General features: G+C 64.0%; 17 protein-coding genes and 1 riboswitch. Of the genes, 9 read left to right on the top strand and 8 right to left on the bottom strand.

Annotated elements, in window-relative coordinates; genetic code table 11:
* Positions 1-514: 514 nt before the first annotated feature.
* The 4 genes from NKJ93_RS07035 (at position 515) to NKJ93_RS07020 (ending at position 5,766) form a co-directional block, all read left to right on the top strand.
* Positions 515-3,931 (top strand): helicase-related protein, encoded by a 3,417-nt coding sequence (locus NKJ93_RS07035; RefSeq protein ID WP_023721016.1) that lies wholly within the window; start codon positions 515-517, stop codon positions 3,929-3,931.
* A 12-nt stretch (positions 3,932-3,943) separates the two neighbouring features.
* Positions 3,944-4,330, top strand: coding sequence for an RNA-binding S4 domain-containing protein (locus NKJ93_RS07030; RefSeq protein WP_023721017.1), 387 nt, complete (start codon positions 3,944-3,946; stop codon positions 4,328-4,330).
* A gap of 148 nt (positions 4,331-4,478) precedes the next feature.
* On the top strand, positions 4,479-4,817 hold the full coding sequence (gene fdxA / locus NKJ93_RS07025) for a ferredoxin FdxA (protein ID WP_023721018.1): 339 nt from the start codon (positions 4,479-4,481) through the stop codon (positions 4,815-4,817).
* A gap of 367 nt (positions 4,818-5,184) precedes the next feature.
* Positions 5,185-5,766 (top strand): CarD family transcriptional regulator, encoded by a 582-nt coding sequence (locus NKJ93_RS07020; protein ID WP_006327799.1) that lies wholly within the window; start codon positions 5,185-5,187, stop codon positions 5,764-5,766.
* A gap of 74 nt (positions 5,767-5,840) precedes the next feature.
* Here NKJ93_RS07020 and NKJ93_RS07015 read toward each other — a convergent pair whose 3' ends face one another.
* From NKJ93_RS07015 to NKJ93_RS07005, 3 genes are all read right to left on the bottom strand, one after another.
* Complete coding sequence (locus tag NKJ93_RS07015; protein ID WP_352588268.1) at positions 5,841-6,614, bottom strand: amino acid ABC transporter ATP-binding protein; 774 nt, start codon at positions 6,612-6,614, stop codon at positions 5,841-5,843.
* Positions 6,611-7,291: an ABC transporter permease subunit gene (locus NKJ93_RS07010; protein WP_023721020.1), complete on the bottom strand. Its 681-nt coding sequence runs from the start codon at positions 7,289-7,291 to the stop codon at positions 6,611-6,613. The genes NKJ93_RS07015 and NKJ93_RS07010 overlap by 4 nt, the downstream gene beginning before the upstream one ends.
* A gap of 121 nt (positions 7,292-7,412) precedes the next feature.
* A complete protein-coding gene (locus NKJ93_RS07005; RefSeq protein ID WP_023721021.1) occupies positions 7,413-8,186 on the bottom strand; it encodes an amino acid ABC transporter substrate-binding protein in 774 nt (257 codons plus the stop codon).
* A 328-nt stretch (positions 8,187-8,514) separates the two neighbouring features.
* Between NKJ93_RS07005 and NKJ93_RS07000 the strand changes: the two genes are divergently transcribed.
* Positions 8,515-9,372, top strand: coding sequence for an RNA polymerase factor sigma-32 (locus NKJ93_RS07000; RefSeq protein ID WP_031194549.1), 858 nt, complete (start codon positions 8,515-8,517; stop codon positions 9,370-9,372).
* Between the two features lie 13 nt (positions 9,373-9,385).
* On the opposite strand, the gene NKJ93_RS06995 is transcribed toward NKJ93_RS07000, so the two are convergent.
* The 4 genes from NKJ93_RS06995 to thiB all read right to left on the bottom strand — a co-directional run bounded on the left by NKJ93_RS06995 (position 9,386) and on the right by thiB (position 14,753).
* Entirely contained in the window at positions 9,386-10,855 is a 1,470-nt protein-coding gene (locus NKJ93_RS06995; RefSeq protein WP_023721023.1) for a M48 family metalloprotease, read from the bottom strand.
* 243 nt (positions 10,856-11,098) lie between these two features.
* Complete coding sequence (gene thiQ / locus NKJ93_RS06990; protein ID WP_352494170.1) at positions 11,099-11,890, bottom strand: thiamine ABC transporter ATP-binding protein; 792 nt, start codon at positions 11,888-11,890, stop codon at positions 11,099-11,101.
* A complete protein-coding gene (gene thiP, locus NKJ93_RS06985; protein WP_352480902.1) occupies positions 11,887-13,506 on the bottom strand; it encodes a thiamine/thiamine pyrophosphate ABC transporter permease in 1,620 nt (539 codons plus the stop codon). The genes thiQ and thiP overlap by 4 nt, the downstream gene beginning before the upstream one ends.
* A gap of 233 nt (positions 13,507-13,739) precedes the next feature.
* A complete protein-coding gene (thiB, locus tag NKJ93_RS06980) occupies positions 13,740-14,753 on the bottom strand; it encodes a thiamine ABC transporter substrate binding subunit (protein WP_352480903.1) in 1,014 nt (337 codons plus the stop codon).
* Positions 14,754-14,796: 43 nt separating this feature from the next.
* Positions 14,797-14,911: riboswitch (TPP riboswitch) on the bottom strand.
* Positions 14,912-15,038: 127 nt separating this feature from the next.
* Between thiB and NKJ93_RS06975 the strand changes: the two genes are divergently transcribed.
* From NKJ93_RS06975 to NKJ93_RS06960, 4 genes are read left to right on the top strand one after another with little or no spacing between them, the layout of a single operon-like run.
* Positions 15,039-15,683 (top strand): thiamine diphosphokinase, encoded by a 645-nt coding sequence (locus NKJ93_RS06975; RefSeq protein ID WP_352494169.1) that lies wholly within the window; start codon positions 15,039-15,041, stop codon positions 15,681-15,683.
* A gap of 1 nt (position 15,684) precedes the next feature.
* Positions 15,685-17,505, top strand: a complete 1,821-nt coding sequence (locus NKJ93_RS06970; RefSeq protein WP_352588265.1) for an ABC-F family ATP-binding cassette domain-containing protein — start codon at positions 15,685-15,687, stop codon at positions 17,503-17,505.
* Positions 17,506-17,562: 57 nt separating this feature from the next.
* Entirely contained in the window at positions 17,563-17,805 is a 243-nt protein-coding gene (locus tag NKJ93_RS06965; RefSeq protein WP_352480905.1) for a type II toxin-antitoxin system CcdA family antitoxin, read from the top strand.
* Positions 17,805-18,104, top strand: a complete 300-nt coding sequence (locus NKJ93_RS06960) for a CcdB family protein (RefSeq protein ID WP_352480906.1) — start codon at positions 17,805-17,807, stop codon at positions 18,102-18,104. The genes NKJ93_RS06965 and NKJ93_RS06960 overlap by 1 nt, the downstream gene beginning before the upstream one ends.
* Positions 18,105-18,135: 31 nt before the next feature.
* Here NKJ93_RS06960 and NKJ93_RS06955 read toward each other — a convergent pair whose 3' ends face one another.
* Positions 18,136-19,842 carry a hypothetical protein gene (locus tag NKJ93_RS06955; protein WP_352494167.1) on the bottom strand — a complete coding sequence of 569 codons (1,707 nt, stop codon included), beginning with the start codon at positions 19,840-19,842 and terminating at the stop codon, positions 18,136-18,138.
* Positions 19,843-19,913 lie beyond the last annotated feature (71 nt).

The following is a 19,913-nucleotide window of genomic DNA, read 5'->3' as shown; positions in this document are numbered from 1 at the left end:
GTGAACAAACCAAGAAACTTTGCCTATCGCTGATTCGTCGCCGATTCGTTCCGGCTTTGAGCGGAACGTTAACGGCGAGAGCCGAAAACACCCTCGAAATGATTAAAGCGCATTAGGAAACATCAATAATTTCATAATGTTGGGCGAAGCAGATTGGCCGGCCACGATCATTCACCGGCAAAGGTTAACGGTGGTGCTCGTTTGAATGCCGCCTGCATGAATCGGGCCAGTTTCTGTGATTCAGCATGTGGTGAGACTCGCCGGCAGAAATCCCAGATGTAGCCGTGAACAAAACCTGAATCAGCGCGAGTCAGTGATTCGTCGCTGATTCGTTCCAGACTCGTTCCAACTGTTAATCGGGAACAGATTTCTGGCTTCGAACCGACCAATCAGCCTGCCCTCGGCACATTCCGCTTTCGCTTCGCGCCCGAAATCCCTATGTGTCGCCTGTCATACGCGGCCAATATGGGCGCGCTCCCGACAATGCGAGGCAGAGAGCCTTATTTCCAGGCCGATGAACATCCATCCGAAACACACTGAACCGCTGATCCTGTCGGGTCGAGACGTAACGGCCGTGCTCGGCCCGACCAATACCGGCAAGACCCATCTCGCCATCGAACGCATGGTGGCGCATGAGAGCGGCGTCATCGGCCTACCGCTCAGGCTGCTTGCCCGCGAGGTCTATACGCGCGTCTGCGAGAAGGTCGGCGCCCATAAGGTTGCGCTCATCACCGGCGAGGAAAAGATCCAGCCGGCGGGCGCGAAATACTCGGTCTGCACGGTGGAAGCGATGCCGCGCGAGACCGACGCCGCCTTCGTTGCCATCGACGAGGTCCAGCTCGCTGGCGATCTCGAACGCGGCCACATCTTCACCGATCGCATCCTGCATCTGCGCGGCCGCCAGGAGACGCTGCTGCTGGGTGCGGCCACCATGCACGGCATTCTGCAGCGCCTGCTGCGGGGCGTGTCGGTGGTGACCCGGCCACGGCTGTCGCATCTTGCCTATGCCGGCTCGAAGAAGCTGACCCGCCTGCCGCGGCGCACCGCGATCGTCGCCTTCTCAGCCGACGAGGTCTATGCCATCGCCGAGCTGATCCGCCGCCAGCAGGGCGGTGCCGCCGTCGTGCTCGGCGCGCTCAGCCCGCGCACCCGCAACGCCCAGGTGGCGCTGTTCCAGTCGGGCGATGTCGACTACCTCGTCGCCACCGACGCCATCGGCATGGGCCTCAACCTCGACCTCGACCACGTCGCCTTCGCCCAGAATCGCAAATTCGACGGCTACCAGTACCGCAACCTGACCGCGGCCGAGCTCGGCCAGATTGCCGGCCGTGCCGGCCGGCATCTGCGCGACGGCACCTTCGGCGTCACCGGCCAGGTCGATCCGCTGGATGAGGAATTGGTCAAGAAGATCGAGGCGCATGATTTCGATCCGGTGAAAGTGCTGCAGTGGCGTACCGCGCATTTCGATTTCGCCAACCTCGATGCGCTGAAGCGCTCGATCGAGACCAACGCCCCGGTCGAAGGCCTGACGCGCGCACTGCCGGCCGTGGACGCGCAGGCGCTCGAGCATCTGTCGCGCGACGAGGACATCCGGGCACTCACCACCGACGCCAGGCGGGTGGCGCTGCTGTGGGAAGCCTGCGCGCTGCCCGACTACAGGAAGATCGCGCCGGCCCAGCACGCCGACTTGATCGCCTCCATCTACATGGACCTTGCCAGGCACGGCCATGTCGACGAGAACTACATGGCCGAGCAGGTGCGCCGCGCCGACACCACTGAAGGCGATATCGACACGCTATCGCACAGGATTGCCCAGATCCGCACATGGACCTTCGTTTCCAACCGGCCCGGCTGGCTGGCCGATCGGGCACACTGGCAGGAAAAGACGCGCGAAATCGAAGACAGATTGTCGGATGCGCTGCATGAGCGGTTGACGAAACGTTTTGTAGACCGCAGGACTTCCGTCCTCATGCGGCGCCTTAGAGAAAACACGATGCCTGAAGCCGAAATCAGCCCAACCGGAACCGTCCTCGTCGAAGGCCATCACGTCGGCGAGTTGCAGGGTTTCCGCTTCACCGCCGACCAGAGCGCCGGCGGCGAGGACGCCAAGGCGGTGCGGGCGGCGGCGCAGAAGGCGCTTGCCGCCGAGTTCGAGGCGCGGGCCGAACGCTTCGGCGCCTCGGCCAATGGCGACATCGCGCTGGGTTCGGATGGCACGCTGCGCTGGATCGGCGCGCCGATCGGCACGCTGGTCGCTGGCGAAGACGCTTTGAAGCCGCGTCTCGTTCTGCTCGCCGACGAGCAACTCACCGGCCCGGCCCGCGACAAGGTTGCGGCGCGCGCCGAGCGCTTCGTCAATTTCCAGATCGAATCCCTGCTGAAGCCGCTAGTCGATCTCAAGAATGCCGAGCAGATCACCGGCATCGGCCGCGGCATCGCTTTCCAGCTCGTCGAGCATTTCGGCCTCATCAACCGTCGCGACATCGCCGACGAGATGAAGTCGCTCGACCAGGAGGGCCGCGCGGCGCTTCGCCGTCTCGGCGTGCGCTTCGGCGCCTACCATGTCTTCGTGCCGGCGCTGATCAAGCCGGCGCCGGCCGGGTTGATAACGCTGCTGTGGGCGCTGAGAAACGACGGCAAGGACAAGCCCGGCTTCGGCGATGTCGTTCACGCACTGGCCTCCGGCCGCACCTCGGTGGTCATCGATCCAACCTTCGACAAGACTTTCTACAAGCTGGCGGGCTACCGCAATCTTGGCCGGCGTGCTGTACGCGTCGATATTCTCGAACGGCTGGCCGACCTGATCCGGCCGGCGACCAACTGGAAGCCGGGCCTCGGACCTCGCCCCGACGGCGCCTATGACGGTCAGTCCTTCATGGTGACGCCGCCGATGATGTCGATCCTCGGCGCCACCGCCGACGACATGGAAGAAATCCTGAAGGGGCTCGGCTATCGCGCCGATGCCAAGCCGGCGGCCGAGGTCAAGGCGCGGCTCGAAGCACAGGACAATGCCGCGCGTGAAGCGGCCGCTGCAAAGCAGGCGGCGGAAGAGGCAACGCGAGCCGAGCAGGCGAGGATGGCGGAAGCAGCTGCCGCGGCAGAGCCGCCGGCGGAGGTTTCGGCGGAGGCTTCGGAGCCTGTGTCGGATGCGGCTCCTGTTGCGGAGGCGGCCGAAGCCGTGACCGAAGCGGCGGCAGAGCCTGTCGCGGAAGACCAGCCGGAAGCTCCAGCCCCTGAAGCTGCGGCAGAAGTCACGCAAGAGACCCAGCCCGCCGCCGAAGCGGCTGCAGAACCAGCGGCTGAGCCAAGGACGGAACTTGGGGCGGAAACTGAGGCTACGGCACCGGCAGAGCCGCCGGTTTCCGACACTATGGAAGCATCGCCGGCCGAACCTGCAGCAACGGCGGAAGCCGTCGCCGGCGAAGCTGCCCCAGAAGCCGAGGAGCCAAAACCTGTGCTGTTGTGGCGGCAGGGTCGTTTCGACCAGCGCCCGCGTCATCGCCAGCATGACAACCGCCCCCGGGACAATCATCGGGACAGTCGCCCGCGCAATGGTCAAGCTGCGCCGGACGGCCGCAGCGATGCGCCGGTAGATGCCGGCGGGCAACCGACGCCGGGCGACCGGCCCGCCCGTCAAGGGCGCCACGATCAGCGCGACGGCGCCGGCAAGCCACGCTTCGACCGCAGCAAGTTCAAGCCCAAGCCGCAAGGCGAGGCGGCAGAGCAGCGCGCCGGCAAGCCGCAAGGCGAACGCCTCGACCGGCGCGAAAACCGGCCCGACTGGAAGGCTGGACGGCAGGACGGCAAAGGCGGCGCCCAAGGCGCAAAGCCCGCCTTCCAGCCAAAGCCGCGTGAGGAACGCCCGGTCCGCTTCGATCCGGACTCGCCCTTCGCCAAGCTCGCCGCGTTGCGCGACCAGCTGAAGAAGTAAGCTGTTCGTCCGATGGTCACTGATGCCCGCCAGCGCATCGACAAGTGGCTGTTCTTCTCGCGCGCGGTAAAATCACGCACGCTGGCAGCCAAGCTGGTCGTCACCGGACGCGTCCGCATCAATCGCGACAAAGCAGCGCAGGCATCCGATACGGTCCGGCCGGGTGACGTTTTGACCATCACGCTCGAGCGGCGGATCTTCGTCTGGAAAGTCCTTGGCACCGGCGCACGGCGCGGCCCGGCCGAAGAAGCCCGCCTGCTTTACGAGGACATGTCGCCGCCCCCCGCGCCCAAGGGCGAGGCGCTTCCGGATGCGGTGCCGCCGTTGCGCGAGGCCGGCAGCGGTCGCCCGACGAAGAAGGAACGCCGCCAGACCGACCACCTGCTCGGCGACGATTGAGCAAGGTCGAACTTCCGCTTTGCCGGGCCTCTGGAATTCCATTCCGGAAACCCCGGCACCGCTGGCAAGGGCTGCCCTTGCCAGCGGCGGACAAAGGCGTTACCTCACCAAAAAAGCCCAACAAAATGGGACGTCCCGGAGCCGACCAATGACCTATGTCGTGACCGACAATTGCATAAAATGCAAATACATGGACTGCATCGAGGTCTGTCCGGTCGACTGTTTCTACGAAGGTGAGAACATGCTCGTCATCCACCCGGACGAGTGCATCGACTGCGGCGTCTGCGAACCGGAATGCCCGGCCGACGCGATCAAGCCCGACACCGAGTCGGGCCTCGACAAATGGCTGCAGATCAACACCGAATATGCCGATAAATGGCCCAACATCACCGCCAAGAAGGAGCCCCCGGCCGACGCCAAATCCTTCGACGGGGAAGCTGGCAAATTCGAGAAATATTTCTCCCCGGAGCCCGGCGAAGGCGATTAACGAGAGCGCTGATTGCGGCAGCCTGACGCGGCGTAACAGACGTGATACATTAACTGCCTTGACAGGCGGCGATGGCGCATGGCCTTCGCGCGTGCAGCAAAACCTTGATTCTTCCGACTTTTTGTGTTATATCAGCCCAACATGCCGGTGACACAACGTCGATTTATGGCGCAAACGCCCCAAATCACTGAAAGGTGAATTTCTCAATCCGGACCAGAGCGATCTGGGGCAGGCGGTCGCAATGTTGCGATTTGCCGGTCCTGGCCTTCCGGTGAGTTCATCGTTGTGTGGCTAAGGACCGGTCACCCCGGTCGCACGAGTTCGGGCCGGCACGATGCCGGTACCACAACAAGGAGTTCAGGGCGTAATGGCAACGATCACCCCGCAGAAGAAGTCCACCGCAGCGCGCCACGGTTTCAAGACCGGCGAGTACATCGTCTATCCGGCGCATGGTGTCGGCCAGATCGTCTCGATCGATGAGCAGGAAGTCGCGGGCCACAAGCTGGAACTGTTCGTCATCGACTTCCAGAAGGACAAGATGCGCCTGAAGGTGCCAGTCGCCAAGGCGACCTCGATCGGCATGCGCAAGCTGTCGGAAGAGGATTATGTCGAGCGCGCGCTGAAGGTCGTGCAGGGCCGGGCCCGCGTCAAGCGCACCATGTGGTCGCGCCGCGCCCAGGAATATGATGCCAAGATCAACTCCGGCGATCTGATCTCGATCTCGGAAGTGGTGCGCGACCTCTATCGCGCTGACAACCAGCCGGAGCAGTCCTATTCCGAGCGCCAGCTCTACGAGGCGGCCCTCGACCGCATGGCCCGCGAGATCGCGGCCGTCAACCGCATGTCGGAGACCGAAGCGGTGCGCCTTATCGAGGTGAACCTCAACAAGGGCCCGAAGCGCGGCGCCAAGGCCGACAACGAGGAAGCCGAGCAGGAAGAGGCCGCCTGAGCCTTTTCGCCTTCGAATTCAGAAAAGCCCGGCCTCGCGCCGGGTTTTTATTTTTGGGATCGGCGAATGCATATCTAACCTTCGACACCGCCCTCCCTTTCCGCCTCCTGCTTCAGCGTGGCGATGAACCGCTTGGTCCGCTGGCGCTCCGGGTTGCTGAACAGCACCGCGGCCGGCCCTTGTTCGACGATGTTGCCGGCATCGAGGAACACCACTTCCCGCGCGATCTTGGAGGCGAGCCTCAGATCATGCGTCGCCATCACCATGGTCGTGCCCTCGCTGGCGAGCTTGCCGAGCACGTCGACCACCTCTTGCGCCAGTTCCGGATCGAGTGCCGAGGTCGGTTCGTCGCAGAGCAGCACTTTCGGCGACGGCGCCAGCGCCCGGGCAATCGCCACGCGCTGCTGCTGGCCGCCTGACAGCGTCGCCGGCCAGGCGTCGGCCTTGTGCGCCATGCCGACCTTTTCGAGCAGGGCGAGCGCCCGTTCGCGCGCCCTTTCCTTGGGCCATTTAAGCACCGTCACCAGCCCCTCCATGATGTTCTCGATCGCGGTGCGATGCGGAAACAGCTGGAAATTCTGGAACACCATGCCGGTCTGCAGCCGCAGCCGCTGGATATCCCTGGTCGAGACCCTGCCGCCGGGGTGGAATTCGAGTGCATCGTCGCCGATCCGCACCGTGCCTGAAGTCGGCAGTTCGAGCAGGTTGATGCAGCGCAAAAGCGTACTTTTCCCGCCGCCCGATGGCCCGACAAGCGCGGTGACACTGCCTTCCTCGATAGTGACGGTCACACCCTTCAGCACCAAATTGTCGCCGAAACGCTTTTCGATGTTGGTGAGGCCGATCATGCACGCGCCTCCAGGAAGCCACCATAGCGGTTAAGCCGCGTTTCCAATCGGGCCTGCAAGGCCGACAGCACGGAGCTCATGACCAGGTACAGAGCCGCTGCCTCGACATAGAGGATCAGCGGCTCATAGGTGGTGGCGACAATGCGCTGCGCCGCCTGGAACATCTCGGGCACGGTAATGGCGGCGGCGAGCGATGTATCCTTGACCAGCGAGATGAAGGTGTTGGACAGCGGCGGCACGGCGACGCGCCCCGCCTGTGGAAGAATGGTGCGCCGCATTGCCTGGGCCCAGGTCATGCCGATCGAATAGGCCGCTTCCCACTGGCCCTTCGGCACCGAACCAATGACGGCGCGGATGATTTCCGACGAATATGCGCCGATGTTCAAGGTAAAGCCGATCAGTGCTGCCGGAAAGGCGTCGAGCAGGATGCCGACCGATGGCAGGCCGTAGAAGATAAGGAACAGTTGCACGAGAAGCGGCGTGCCGCGGAAGATCCAGACATAGAAGCGGACCACGGCGACCAGCGGTTTGGGACCGAACAGCCGGACAAGCGCCACGACCAGGCCGAGGACAAGACCGAATGCAAACGACAGCAGCGTCAACGGCACGGTGAAGATCAGTGCAGCCCACAGCAGCGTAGGCAGGGATTCCAGCATCAATTGCAGCCAGTGCGGCACGAAGCCTCCTCCTTGCCAGATTGCCGTCGCTCATATCACGCGAAAGCGGCGGGCCGTCAAAGACAGCTCGCCGCGACATGAACGACGCGGGCCGGCATTCGGCCCACGCGAGAAAAGCCGTTTACTTCGAAACGTCCTGGCCGAAATAGGTATCGGCGATTTTCTGGTAGGTACCGTCGGCCTTGATGTCGGCCAGCGCCTTATTGATGGCGGCCACCAGTTCCGGATCGCCCTTGCGCACGATGACGCCGGAATAGTCGGCGTTTTCTTCCTGCGCGGCAATCTTCACATTGGCGTCGGGCTTGTGCTTCTTGAAGTCGAGGAAGGACAGGCTGTCGTTGATGGTGGCGTCGGCGCGGCCGGTGAGAAGAAGCTGGATCGACTGGTCGAAGCCGTCGGTGCCGACGAGCTCGGCGCCATTGGTTTCAGCCAGCTTGCCGAAATTCGAGGTCAGCGACTGCGCCGCCTTCTTGCCCTTGAGATCGGCGAAACCCTTGATGTCGGTGTTGTCGCCGCGCACGATCAGCACCGCCTTGGAGGCGATGTAAGGATCGGAGAAATCATATTTGGCCTTGCGCGCCTCGGTGATGCCGACCTCGTTGATGACGGCATCGTAGCGGTTGGCGTCGAGACCGGCGATCAGCCCGTCCCATTTGCCTTCGAGGAACTGGGCTTTGACGCCGAGGCGCTCGGCGATGGCCCGGGCGATCTCGACGTCGAAGCCGACCAGCGCGCCGGAAGCATCATGATAGGTGAAGGGCGCATAGGTTCCTTCCGTGCCGACCTTGAAGACGCCGGACTGCTTGATCTGGTCGAGATTGGCGCCGGCATGACCGGCGGCGATTGCCAGAACCTGCAGCGTTCCGGCGATAATGAGCGATTTGAGCCATTTCATTTTTCTGTGATCCCGTCCTTGGCCGATGTCCGGCGTCGTTGCGAGTGCCGGAAAATGACAGATGCGCGATGCCAAAATAAGAAACTAAATTTCAAAAATCTCGCGCCCTTGAAATCCCATTCTCAACCAACACCTCCCGGCGCCACCCGGCTGAGTCAAGGCCGATGGCGAATCGCCTGGAACAGCGCAATCGGCATGACAGTCCGGGGGAACATTCCCCCGCATCGCACGTTCTTGGCTGTTGTAGGGCGCGGCGCCGCCATTTCAACCATCGGCGCCAACTCACGATTCAGCGATCGCACCGCAACGCCTGAAGCAGGAGCGCGGCATGATGCAAGACAGTGCAGGACGGACCATGGTTCGCGCGGCGATGAAAGCCCCTTACCTGGAGCGCGACGAAGAGCATCTCCTGGCGCTGCGCTGGAAGGAGAACAATGACCAGCACGCGCTGCACCGCATCACCGTCGCCCATATGCGGCTGGTCATTTCTATGGCGTCGCGGTTCCGCCACTACGGCCTTCCCCTGGGCGATCTGATCCAGGAAGGCCATGTCGGGCTGCTGGAGGCCGCGGCCCGTTTCGAGCCCGAGCGCGAGGTGCGGTTCTCGACCTATGCGACATGGTGGATCCGCGCCTCGATGCAGGATTATATCCTGCGCAACTGGTCGATCGTGCGCGGCGGCACCAGCTCGGCGCAAAAGGCGCTGTTCTTCAACCTGCGGCGCCTACGCGCCCGCCTGGCAAACGGCGCCGAGCAGACGTCGAATGCCACGCTTTACCGCGAAGTGTCGGCGGCTCTCGGCGTTTCCGAGGCCGATGTGGCGATGATGGATTCCCGCCTTTCGGCACCCGACAGCTCGCTCAACACGCCGCTTGCCGACGATGCGGGCGCAACCGAGCGGATGGAGTTCCTGGTTTCGGATGACCCGCTGCCCGACGAGGTCGTCGGCGACACGATCGATGTCGAACGCCGCTCTGTCTGGCTGAAGACGGCGCTCGGCGCGCTCAATGCGCGAGAACTCAGGATTATCGAGGAGCGCCGGCTGAGCGACGAGGGCGCGACGCTCGAAGCGCTCGGCGAGACGCTCGGCATCTCCAAGGAACGTGTCCGGCAGATCGAGGCGCGCGCCATGGAAAAGCTCAAGGCGGCGCTGGTGAAGCAGAACCCGGAATTTCTCGCAGCCTGAATCGCGTCGGCTGCTATTTGTCGGTGACGATCTTGACCTTGTCGCCGGCCGAAACGGCGGCGCCCGGCGACAGCGCGTTGAGCACCCTGAACAAATCCAGCTTGCGGTCGACGCCGACCATCTGTGCGGCCAGGGAGCCCATTGTCTGGCCGGGCTGCACCGTGACGATGCGGATACGCAGCGGCTTCAACGCCGCCTTCTCGGCAGCACTCAGGATGCGGAACGAGCCGCTGACCGAGCGCGCCACCGTGCTCAGCGAGGTGCTGGCCGAAGGCGCCGCGGTCAGCAAGCGGTAGACCTGGCCGCCGGCGCGGATCACCGCAATATCGAATTGCCAGCCATCGGCGCCAGCATGCGCGGTTGCCGCTTCGTTGCCGTTGATCGTCTCCTGGCGCACGCTGCTGTCGTCGAGGCCGGCAACCCAGCCGCTGCGGATGTAGTCGGTCAACGAGCGGCCCTTGTCGATCGAAACGCCGTCGAAGCGGATGGCGATGTCGCCCGGGCCTGTCGCCGTCACCGCCGCTGCCGAATTGTCGATGATGAAGCCATTGGGCACCGAGAACGACACGCCGAGGCCAGGATGCAGGAAAGTTTCGCCGCGCACATAGCCTTCCTCCGGTGTATCGCCGTAAAGCAGCCCGTCTACGCCGGAAAGGAATGAATCGCGGTCGCGCGATCCGACACCGGGCGCGCCGAATTGGCGGGCGTGGCGCTGCGCGAGGTCGATACGTTGCGGCGTGTTGGGGTGCGTCGCCAGGAAGTCGAGGCTGGCGTCGGTGGCGCCGCTGATCGAGCGGAAATCGGTATAGGCCGACATCGATTGCAGGAAGCGGCCGGCGGCGTAGGGATCGAAACCGGCTTCGCCGATCGATTTGATGCCGATGGCGTCGGCCTCCAGCTCCTGATTGCGCGAGAACTGGGCCAGCCTCAGCTTGCCGCGGATCAGCGCCGCCTTGGCCGTCGGGTTGTCGCCGAGCACATCCGAAACGACCTTGGTCGCCAACCCCTCTTCGGCTTCCAGCTGCTGGCGCTGCAGGCCGTGATTGGCCGTAACATGGCCCATTTCATGCGCAATGACGGCGGCAAGCTCGGCTGAATCGTTGGCCAAGGCAAGCAGGCCCCGGGTGATGTAGAGATAGCCGCCCGGCAGCGCGAAGGCATTGACGTTGGGCGAGTTGAGGATGGTGATGCGGTAGGTCTGGGTCGGGTTGGCCGACACTACGGTCAGTCTGCCGACGATCTTGGCCACCATGCGCTCGAGCTTGGGGTCGGAATATTCTCCGCCATAGGTGGCGAGGATGCGCGGGTGCTGCGCCTTCGCCAGTTGGGCGAGCTTGCCGTTGGCGGCGACGTTGTCGACCGTGATCGGCTTGTCTGAGGGCTGAAAGCCTGATTCCTGCACGTCGGGAGGCGTGAACATCTGGCAGCTTGCCAGCGCCACGGCAAGACCGGCCAGCGCCAGAAAGCGCGCCAGCGGTTTCACCCTCCGATTGTCGATGCCGGTCGGCAGATCGGCTTCCTTTCAAGTCCTGGCACGTGACCGCGAAAATCGGGCGCGATTTCCGGAAAGCATCACGCGCAAAATCAAGTGCTACGGCGTCCGACAGATACGAGGCAGCAAGGGCAAATCACGGTCTAAGCCGGACCAGCTCCTGGCGGACCTAGCCACACTACCTCGACCATGGCAAGCAAGCGCCGCTTCGCCTTCCGCCGGTTTGACCATAAATTATGTCCGCTTCCGGGCAACATCTCGTGATCCAGCCGCAAACGGACCCGAGCCGATATAGCGTCGGAATGCCTCCGGTCCAGCCCCGACGAAAAAATCGGCCGCAGTGCCCGTCGCGGCAACCGTGCCACCATCCAGGAAAACCATGTTTTGCCCGATACGGCGCGCATCGTCCGGCTGGTGCGTGACGAATAGCACCGTCATGCGCTGCTCCGAATGGACGTCGGCGACCAGGTCGAGCATGTCGTCGCGCAGTGCCGGTCCGAGCGAAGCGAACGGCTCGTCGAGCAACAACACCGGCCGGTCGCGCACCAGGACCCGAGCGAGCGCGACGCGCTGCCGCTCACCGCCGGAGAGTTCGCGCGGCAGCCGGCTTTCCTTGCCGGTAAGGCCGACGCGCTTCAGCGCTGCGGCGATTGCGGCGCGGTCAGCCTCGCTCAGCATGAGCGAAGGCGAGCGGCCGAGCCCGACATTCTGCTCGAGGGACAGATGGGCAAACAGGTTGTTTTCCTGGAACACCATCGACACCGGCCGCGCTGATGGCGGCGCAGTGCTGACGTCGGCGCCGCCGATGAGCACGCGGCCTGACCGCGGCGCCTCGAAACCGGCCACCAGATTGAGCAGCGTCGACTTTCCCGAACCGCTCGGCCCCATGATGGCGGTGATTTCCGACGCCGGGAAATCGACATCGAATATAAGCGGCGTTTCACCATAGCTGAACGAGACATTATCGAGCCGCACGGCCGCGCCTTTTTCGACCGAAATCGACCGTTCCGGGCTGATCGGCATCATGATTTCTCCCTCCTTCCCAGCCAGTCCGCGGTCAGCACAAGCGCCAGGCAGACAAGGCCGAGCAGCAGCGCCAGGCCGGCCGCATCCTCGGTGCGGTAGCTGCCCATGCGCGCCAGCAACAGATAGGGCAATGTCTGCACGGAATCGCTGCCGAACAGCGCAATGACGCCGAGATCACCGAGCGACAGCGCCATGGCGAAGGCGAAGCCGGTGGCGAGCGGCCGCCGCAGCGACGGCCAGTCGACCAGACGCAACCGGTTCCAGCCCGAGATGCCAAGCTGTGCACAGAGCCGTTCGTGGCGTTCGCTCGCCGCGTCATAGGCGGGGCGGATGGCGCGGATGGCGAACGGCATCGCCATCACCGCATTGACCACAACCACCATGACAGGGGCGATCGCAAAGACATCGCTGACGCTGCGCAGGAGCAGGAACCAGCCGGCACCGATGACGATGGGCGGCACCACCAGGACGAACCCCGCACCGGTGTCGGCCAGGTGTTCGAGCAGCGTCCGCCTGCCGGTCCGCCGGGTGAGCGCCAGCGCCCGGCGCGCCATAACCAGCGACAGCGACAACGCCAAGGAGAGCAGCGCCGATAGGAGGGAGAGCACGGCACTGGTCGCCGTCGCTTGCCGCACCGCGCTCTCGCCGGCCAGGCGGCCGAGATCGGCGCCAAGCCCGGCCGACAGCGTAGCCGCCATCGGTCCGGCGACAAACAGCAGTGCCAGCCCGATCACCAGTGCGTTCAGCACGGTCTCGGCCGCACCGGCTGAAAAATACCGGCGCGGGGCTACCGGCAGATTGGCGTCGCCGGTCATATTGGCGCCAAGCCGCGTTAGTGCCAGCACGACGACGAAGGTCAGGGCAATCTGCAACAAGGTCAGCGTCACCGCCCGCGCCGGGTCGAAGTCGAAACGCAGCGCCTGGTATATGGCAACCTCCAGCGTCGTCGCGCGCGGCCCGCCGCCGAGCGTAAGCACGATGGTGAAGGAGGTGATGCACAGCATGAAAACGAGCCCGGCAACGCCCGGCAGGGCCGCACGCAACGCCGGCCATTCGATCAGCCGGAAGGCCGGCGCAGCACCCATGCCAAGCTGGCTCGCCAGCCGCCATTGGTTAGCCGGCACCGTCTGCAACGCTTCCAGGAACAGTCGCGTTGCCAGCGGCAGGTTGAAAAAGACGTGGGCGACGAGAATACCCGATAGGCCATAGATGCCGGGCCAGTTCTGGCCGCCAATCGCACCGAGCAAGCCGGCGAAATACCCGGCGCGGCCATAGAGTGCCAAGACACCGAGTGCGGCAACAATGGCCGGCAGCGCCAGCGGCACGGCGAAAAGCTGCAGGACAAAGCCTCGCCCGAAAAACTGTGGATGCCGCGACAGCGCGCGCGCGACGAACAGCGCCGGTGCGACGGAGAGCAGGGTCGACAACAGAGCCTGCCAGAGCGTGAAGCGCGCAACACGGAGGAGATAGGAATCAAAGGCGGAGGCGGCGCCCGACAGGTCGCGCATGGCTTCGACGACGAGCCCGGCGAATGCCCCGCCGATCAGCAGCGCGATGGCGGCGAGCGCGACGATACCGGCAGCGACGCGGGTATCCGATGATGGCGCGCGTTGCACGCTAGACCACCAGATTCGAGATTCTTAGCGAGGATTGCGTTCCTTCGCGCGCCCCTCTGTCCTGCCGGACATCTCCCCCACATGGGGAGAGATTGGCAGGTTCAGCGCTCCGCTCATTCCGGCAATGTCGGAGATTGGCGAAAGCCGGCATGACGGCCAATCTCCCTCCTTGTAGGGGAGATGTCCGGCAGGACAGAGGGGGGCGCCGTAGGGCGATCATCTTTCAATCCGAGCTACTTGCTCATCACCGCCAGCCACTCGTCGACCCAGGCCTTGCGATTTGCGGCGACCTCTTCCGAGCTGAACAGCAAGGTTTTGGTCGGTTTGACGAGCTTGTCGAACGCCGGATTGAGCGGCTTGTCGGTCTTGCCGGCCGGGAACATCCAGTTGGTTTCGGGAATGAGATCCTGGAATTTCGGCCCGGTCATGAAGGCGATGAACTTTTCCGCCAGCGGGTTCTTCGCGCCCTTGGTGGTGATCCCAGCGACCTCGATCTGCAGATATTCGCCTTCCTCGAAGGACGCCGCCTGGTAGCGCGAGGTGTTTTCGGCAACCATGTGGTAGGCTGGCGAAGTGGTATAGGACAGCACCATCGGCGCCTCACCCTTGGTGAACAGGCCGTAGGCCTCGCTCCAGCCCGGCGTCACCGTCAGCACCTTTGCCTTGAGTTTGGCCCAGGCTTCCGGAGCCTTGTCGCCATAGACCGACTTGACCCACAACAGCAGGCCAAGGCCCGGCGTCGAGGTGCGCGGATCCTGGATGACGATCTTGTCGCCGGCATCGCCCTCGACCAATTCCCTGAGGCTCTTCGGCGGGCTCTTCAGTTTTTCGCTATCGTAGACGATAGCGAAATAGCCATAGTCGAACGGCACGAAGATATCGTCGCTCCAGCCACCCGGCACACTGACGTCCGTCACGGCGCCATGCGGCGAAAACAGGCCGGTTGCCTTGGCGTCCGCCGTCAAATTGGTATCGAGGCCAAGCACGATATCGGCCTTGGTCGCGGCCCCTTCCAGCTTCACACGGTTGAGCAGTGCCACGCCGTCGGCGACCGAGACGAATTCGACGACGCAGGTGCACTCGGCCTCGAAGGCCTTCTTCACCGCCGGTCCCGGACCCCAATCGGCGGTGAAGCTTTCATAGGTATAGACGGTCAGCTTATCCTGTGCCGATGCCTGCCCCGGTAGGGCAAGCGCGGATGCCGCAAGCAGGATAATCGAGGCAAGAGAGTGGAAAAAACTGCGCATCGGCGCCTCCTTCGTTCGCGTTGAAAGGAATTGAGGCGTCGGGCTGTCCGAAACGTCTAATCCCTCCGCCGGTACAAACCGGATCAGGTTCAGCGGGTTGGCAGTCTTGCCTCTCAGCCGGTCCGCGAAGATCGCGTCCGGCACCCCGTTAGAGCGTTTCGACACATAGGCCCGGCCGAAGTGCTGCGCAAGCGGAAGTTTGCCGGGCATCCAAAGCGCGGCGTCCTGTTTCATCTGCCGTTTCATCTTCCGTTTCCGGGGCAGGGCTGGTAAGGGCCACGAGATATGAGCACATTCACCATCCTGCTTGGCGGCGATCTCATCCGCACGCCGCTGCTCGACCGCCAGGTCGAAGGCTCCCGCGTCATCGCTGCCGATGCCGGTATCGGCCATGCCCTTATGCTGGGCCTGATGCCGGAACTCTGGGTCGGCGATTTCGATTCCGTGCCTGCCGATTTGCCGGAGGATCTGGCCGCCGTGCCACGGCAGGTGTTTCCCGCCGAAAAGGACAAGACCGACGGTGAACTCGCTATCGCCGCCGCGCTCGAACGCGGTGCGACCAGCCTTGTGCTCGCAGGCGCCTTCGGCGGCAAACGCACCGACCACATCTTCCTGCATTTGGCGCTCAGCGTCCGGCTGGCGGAAGGCGGAACGGAAGTGCTTTTGACCAGCGGCGCACAGGAAGGCATTCCTTTGCTGCCTGGAAAGACTGGCTTCGATTATGTCGACGGTACGCTGTTTTCGGTGCTCGGCTTTTCGGATCTCGCCGGCCTGACAGTCACCGGCGCCAAATGGCCGCTCGCCCATGTCGAGGTTGCCTTCGGCTCGTCGCTGACCATTTCCAACGAGGTCAAGGGCCGGCTGGAAATCGCGCTGGCCAGCGGCCGCGCGCTGCTGCTCGCGCATCCTTTTTCCCTACCTGAAAGCTGACATGGCGCCGCCGCTTCTCAATCTCGACGGGATAAAGCTGACCTTTGGCGGCGCGCCGCTGCTCGACGGTGCCGCCCTGACGGCGTCAGCTGGCGACAAGATCGCCCTGGTCGGGCGCAACGGCTCTGGCAAGTCGACGCTCCTCAAGATCGCTGCCGGGCTGATCGAACCGCAGGACGGCGAAGTCTTCCGCCAGCCTTCGGCGACGGTGCGCTATTTGCCGCAAATGCCCGACATGGACGGTTTTGCGACCGTTCGCGCCTATGTCGAGGCGGGGCTCGGGCCCGCCGATGATCCCTACCGCGCCACCTATCTGATAGAGCATCTCGGCCTGACCGGCGAGGAACGGCCGAACGACCTCTCCGGGGGCGAGACGCGGCGCGCGGCACTCGCCCGCGTCATGGCGCCCGAGCCCGACATTCTTCTCCTCGATGAACCGACCAATCATCTTGACCTTTCGGTTATCGAATGGCTGGAGGAGGAGCTTGCCCGCACCTCCTCGGCCCTGGTCGTCATCTCGCATGACCGCCGTTTTCTCGAACGCGTGTCACGCGCCACAATTTGGCTCGACCGCGGCCAGACCCGCCGTCTCGATAAGGGCTTTGCCTATTTCGAGGAATGGCGCGACACGGTGTTGGAGGAGGAAGAGCGCGAGCAGCACAAGCTCGGCCGCCAGATCGTGCGCGAGGAGCACTGGCTGCGCTATGGCGTGACGGCAAGGCGCAAGCGCAACATGCGCCGGCTCGGTGAGTTGCAGACCATGCGCCAGCGCTTTCGCGGTCATCGTGGCGCCGAGGGTGCGGCGACGATGACAGCCAGCGACGCCGCCGAATCCGGCAAGCTGGTGATTGAGGCCAAGAACATCGAGAAGAGCTTTGGCGATCTGACCCTGGTCAAGGGATTCTCGACACGCATCCAGCGCGGCGATCGCGTCGGTCTGGTCGGGCCGAACGGCGCCGGCAAGACGACGCTATTGAAGATGCTGACCGGCGAATTGAAGCCGGACGCAGGCACGGTGCGGCTCGGCACCAACCTGGAGATCGCCACGCTCGACCAGAAGCGCGAGGCCGTCGATCCGCAGGAGACACTGGCGCAGTATCTCACCGACGGACGCGGCGAGAACCTTGTCATCAATGGCGAGCAGCGCCACGTCGTGTCCTACATGAAGAACTTCCTGTTCAAGCCGGAACAGGCGCGCACGCCGGTGCGCGAGCTTTCGGGCGGCGAGCGGGCACGGCTGATCCTCGCCCGCGTTTTGGCGCGGCCGGCAAACCTGCTTGTGCTCGACGAGCCGACCAACGATCTCGACATGGAGACGCTGGAGCTGCTGCAGGAACTGGTCGCCGGCTTTGCCGGCACGGTGATCCTGGTCAGCCACGATCGCGATTTCCTCGACCGCACGGTGACCAGCATCATCGCGCCGGATGGCGACGGCCGCTGGATCGAATATGCCGGCGGCTATTCCGATATGCTGGCGCAGCGCGGCGGCACCAGGCTGGACGACCGCAAGGCGCGGCCGAAGGCAGAGACCGGCGAGGCGACGGCGGCAAGCAGGAGCGAAGCGGCCGCTAGCAGGGGCCTGGCCAAGAAACTGTCGTTCAAGCAGAAATTCGCGCTGGAAACCTTACCCAAGAAGATCGAGGCGGTGTCGGCCTCGATCTCGCGGCTGGAGAACAACATCGCCGATCCGGCCTATTATGAGCGCGACCCGGCGTCGTTCCAGAAGACGATTGCCGCGCTCGACAAGGAGCGCGCCACGCTGGAAGCGCTCGAAGAGGAATGGCTGGAACTCGAGATGCTGCGCGAAGAGATGGAGGGGTGAGAGGTTGAATGCACGCTCATATGCGCCTACATTATGCGCATAAATGGGAGCGGCTCCATGCCTCGATCGAATCCAAAAACCCAAAGAAAGTCGGTTAATACATCGATCGACTCCGGATTGATCGAGGACGCCAAGGCGTTGGGCATCAATATATCCCGCGCTGCAGAAGAGGGTATCGCCAAGGCGATTTCGGCCGAAAAAACCCGGCGATGGCAGGAGGAAAACAAGGAAGCGATCGAGAGTTCCAATGACTATGTCAGGCGCAACGGCTTGCCTCTGGCCAAGCACCGGCTGTTTTGATGGCGCGTTATGATTTCTACCAGACTGCCGAAGGCGACGGTTATCTTCTCGATCTCCAGTCCGACCTTCTGGGACGGCTCGACACCAAGGTAGTCGTCCCGCTGATGCCAGCCAATAAGGCTCCAGTGCCGGGCCGCCGGCTAAATCCTATCTTCACCATCAACGGTAAGGACCATGTCATGGTCACTCAATTCATGTCAGCCTTGATGACATCTGAATTGCCCATTGCCGAAGGAAATCTTTCTCGCCATCACGACGACATCGTGAGCGCAATCGACATGTTGTTCCAAGGCTTCTGAGCCAAAGAGGGGTTGGGCTGGTGAGCCGGCCTCAACCCGCCGTCTTGGTTTGCCAGGCCTTCAGCGCCTCGTCGAACACCTTCTCGCCCGGAATGCCCTTTTCCATCGTGAGCAGCGCCCGCCGCCCGGTCTTGTAGACGACCGGCACGTCGATCCAGTCCTGGCCCCTGAGCAAGGTCAGATTGGCGTCTTCATCTGCCTTGGTATCGTTGAGCGCAACCAGGAAGAAACCGTCGGCGATCTTGGCCGGGATGCCGATCAGCGGGCTGCCGGCATCCTGCTCGGAGCCCTTCATGGCGACACGCAGGATGTTGTCGACGCCGCCGCCCTCGAAGCCGTCAGGCGTCAGGAAGATCATCTCGATGATATGGCTGGCCGGCAGTGTCTGGTCGGTGTTGCGACGGATCGTCATGCGCAACTGGATATCCTTGCCTGGAATGGTCGCCTCGGCGCGGATCGCCGGCTCGGGCGGCAGGTCGCCGCCGGGCGATTCCTGCACCAGTGACCAGACGATATTGCCGGGCTCGGCCGAGCCTTGAGCGGTGCTGGTGCGCTCCTCGTAGAAGATCGCTTTCTGGCCGACGGCCAGCGCGGCTTCCGGCGGAACTACCGTCGGTGCCGCTGCCGCCACGGGCGGTGTGGCGGCCGCTGCAGGCGCTGGCGGGACAGCTGCAGCATCGGCCGGCGCTGCCGCCCCGTTGGCGGGCGGCGTTGCGGGAGTTGGTGCAGCGGACCCGTCGACTGCTGGAGCATTGGCCGTGGCTTGCGCGTCTGCGGGCGCGGCCGGTGCCGGCGCGGCGGGTACCGGGCTGGTCGGCGTTTGTGCGGCCGACGGCGGCGTGGTCAGCGCGGCGACGGATTCGCCTTCGCCGATGCCCGCCTGCCCGGCCGCGGGGCCGGGATCGACCTCGTGGCCTTCGGGCGTCAGGCGCTGCGTGAACTTCGCGCCTTCGCCGGCCTCCGTCGGAGGCGCGGCGGCCGGGACGGCCGCATCGGCCACCGGCTTGGCCGGGGCTGGCTTTACCAGCGGTTCGGTGGCGACGGTTTTGGTCCCGTCGAGGCCGAGCATGCTGCCGAACGCATCCTTGTTCAGCCACATGCCGTAACCGCCACCGGCAATGACCAGCAAGGCGACGGCAGCGGCAATCACACCGCCATAGCTGCGCCTGCGCTCGGCAGGATGGAGCCGCTGGAACCTGTCCTCCGCGGGGTCGCCGTCGTTGGAAAAGTCATCGCCCCGAAAAACCCCGTCTTGGTCATCGGCTGTCGGAAGATCCATGTCGGACGGCGGCGGACCAGCGCGCTCCTGAGAAAGAGCGACGGGCTGCGGCTTTTGCCAGTTCGACGCCGGCTTGGCGGGCGTGGGCTGCCATGCCGGCCCAGTCTGTGCCGGCCCGGTCTTTGCCGGCTCGGTCTTGGCCGGCTCGGTTTTGGCCGGCTGGCGGACATGGCTGGGCTGGTTCTTGTTGCGGTCGATGGAGGAGAAGATGTCCTCCAGCTCCGCCAGCGGATCGGATGCCGGCGCCGGTTTGCCATACTCTCGCTCAATGCTTGCGATGGCATCTTCGAGTGCACGCTTCTGCCTGGCGACGTCCGACGGCGCAAGCGGTGGATCGCGTTCGGCAATCTTCTTTGCAATCGTCGAACGGGCCTTGTCGTAGACCCTGGCGCGCACCTCCGCCGACGGCTCGCCGAGATTGTCGAGCGTCTTTTTCAGAACAGAAACAAAATCTACCATGCTTCAGTCGACCTGCATTTTGTTTCTGGGCCGGCCCCCGCAAATCAGCCGCAATGCCCGGAAAGGCTGAG

The sequence above is a fragment of the Mesorhizobium sp. M0028 genome (assembly GCF_040323855.1).
GTDB lineage: Bacteria > Pseudomonadota > Alphaproteobacteria > Rhizobiales > Rhizobiaceae > Mesorhizobium.
The sequence above is the reverse complement of the archived record's forward strand: the minus strand, read 5'-3'. Positions and strand labels throughout refer to the sequence as shown.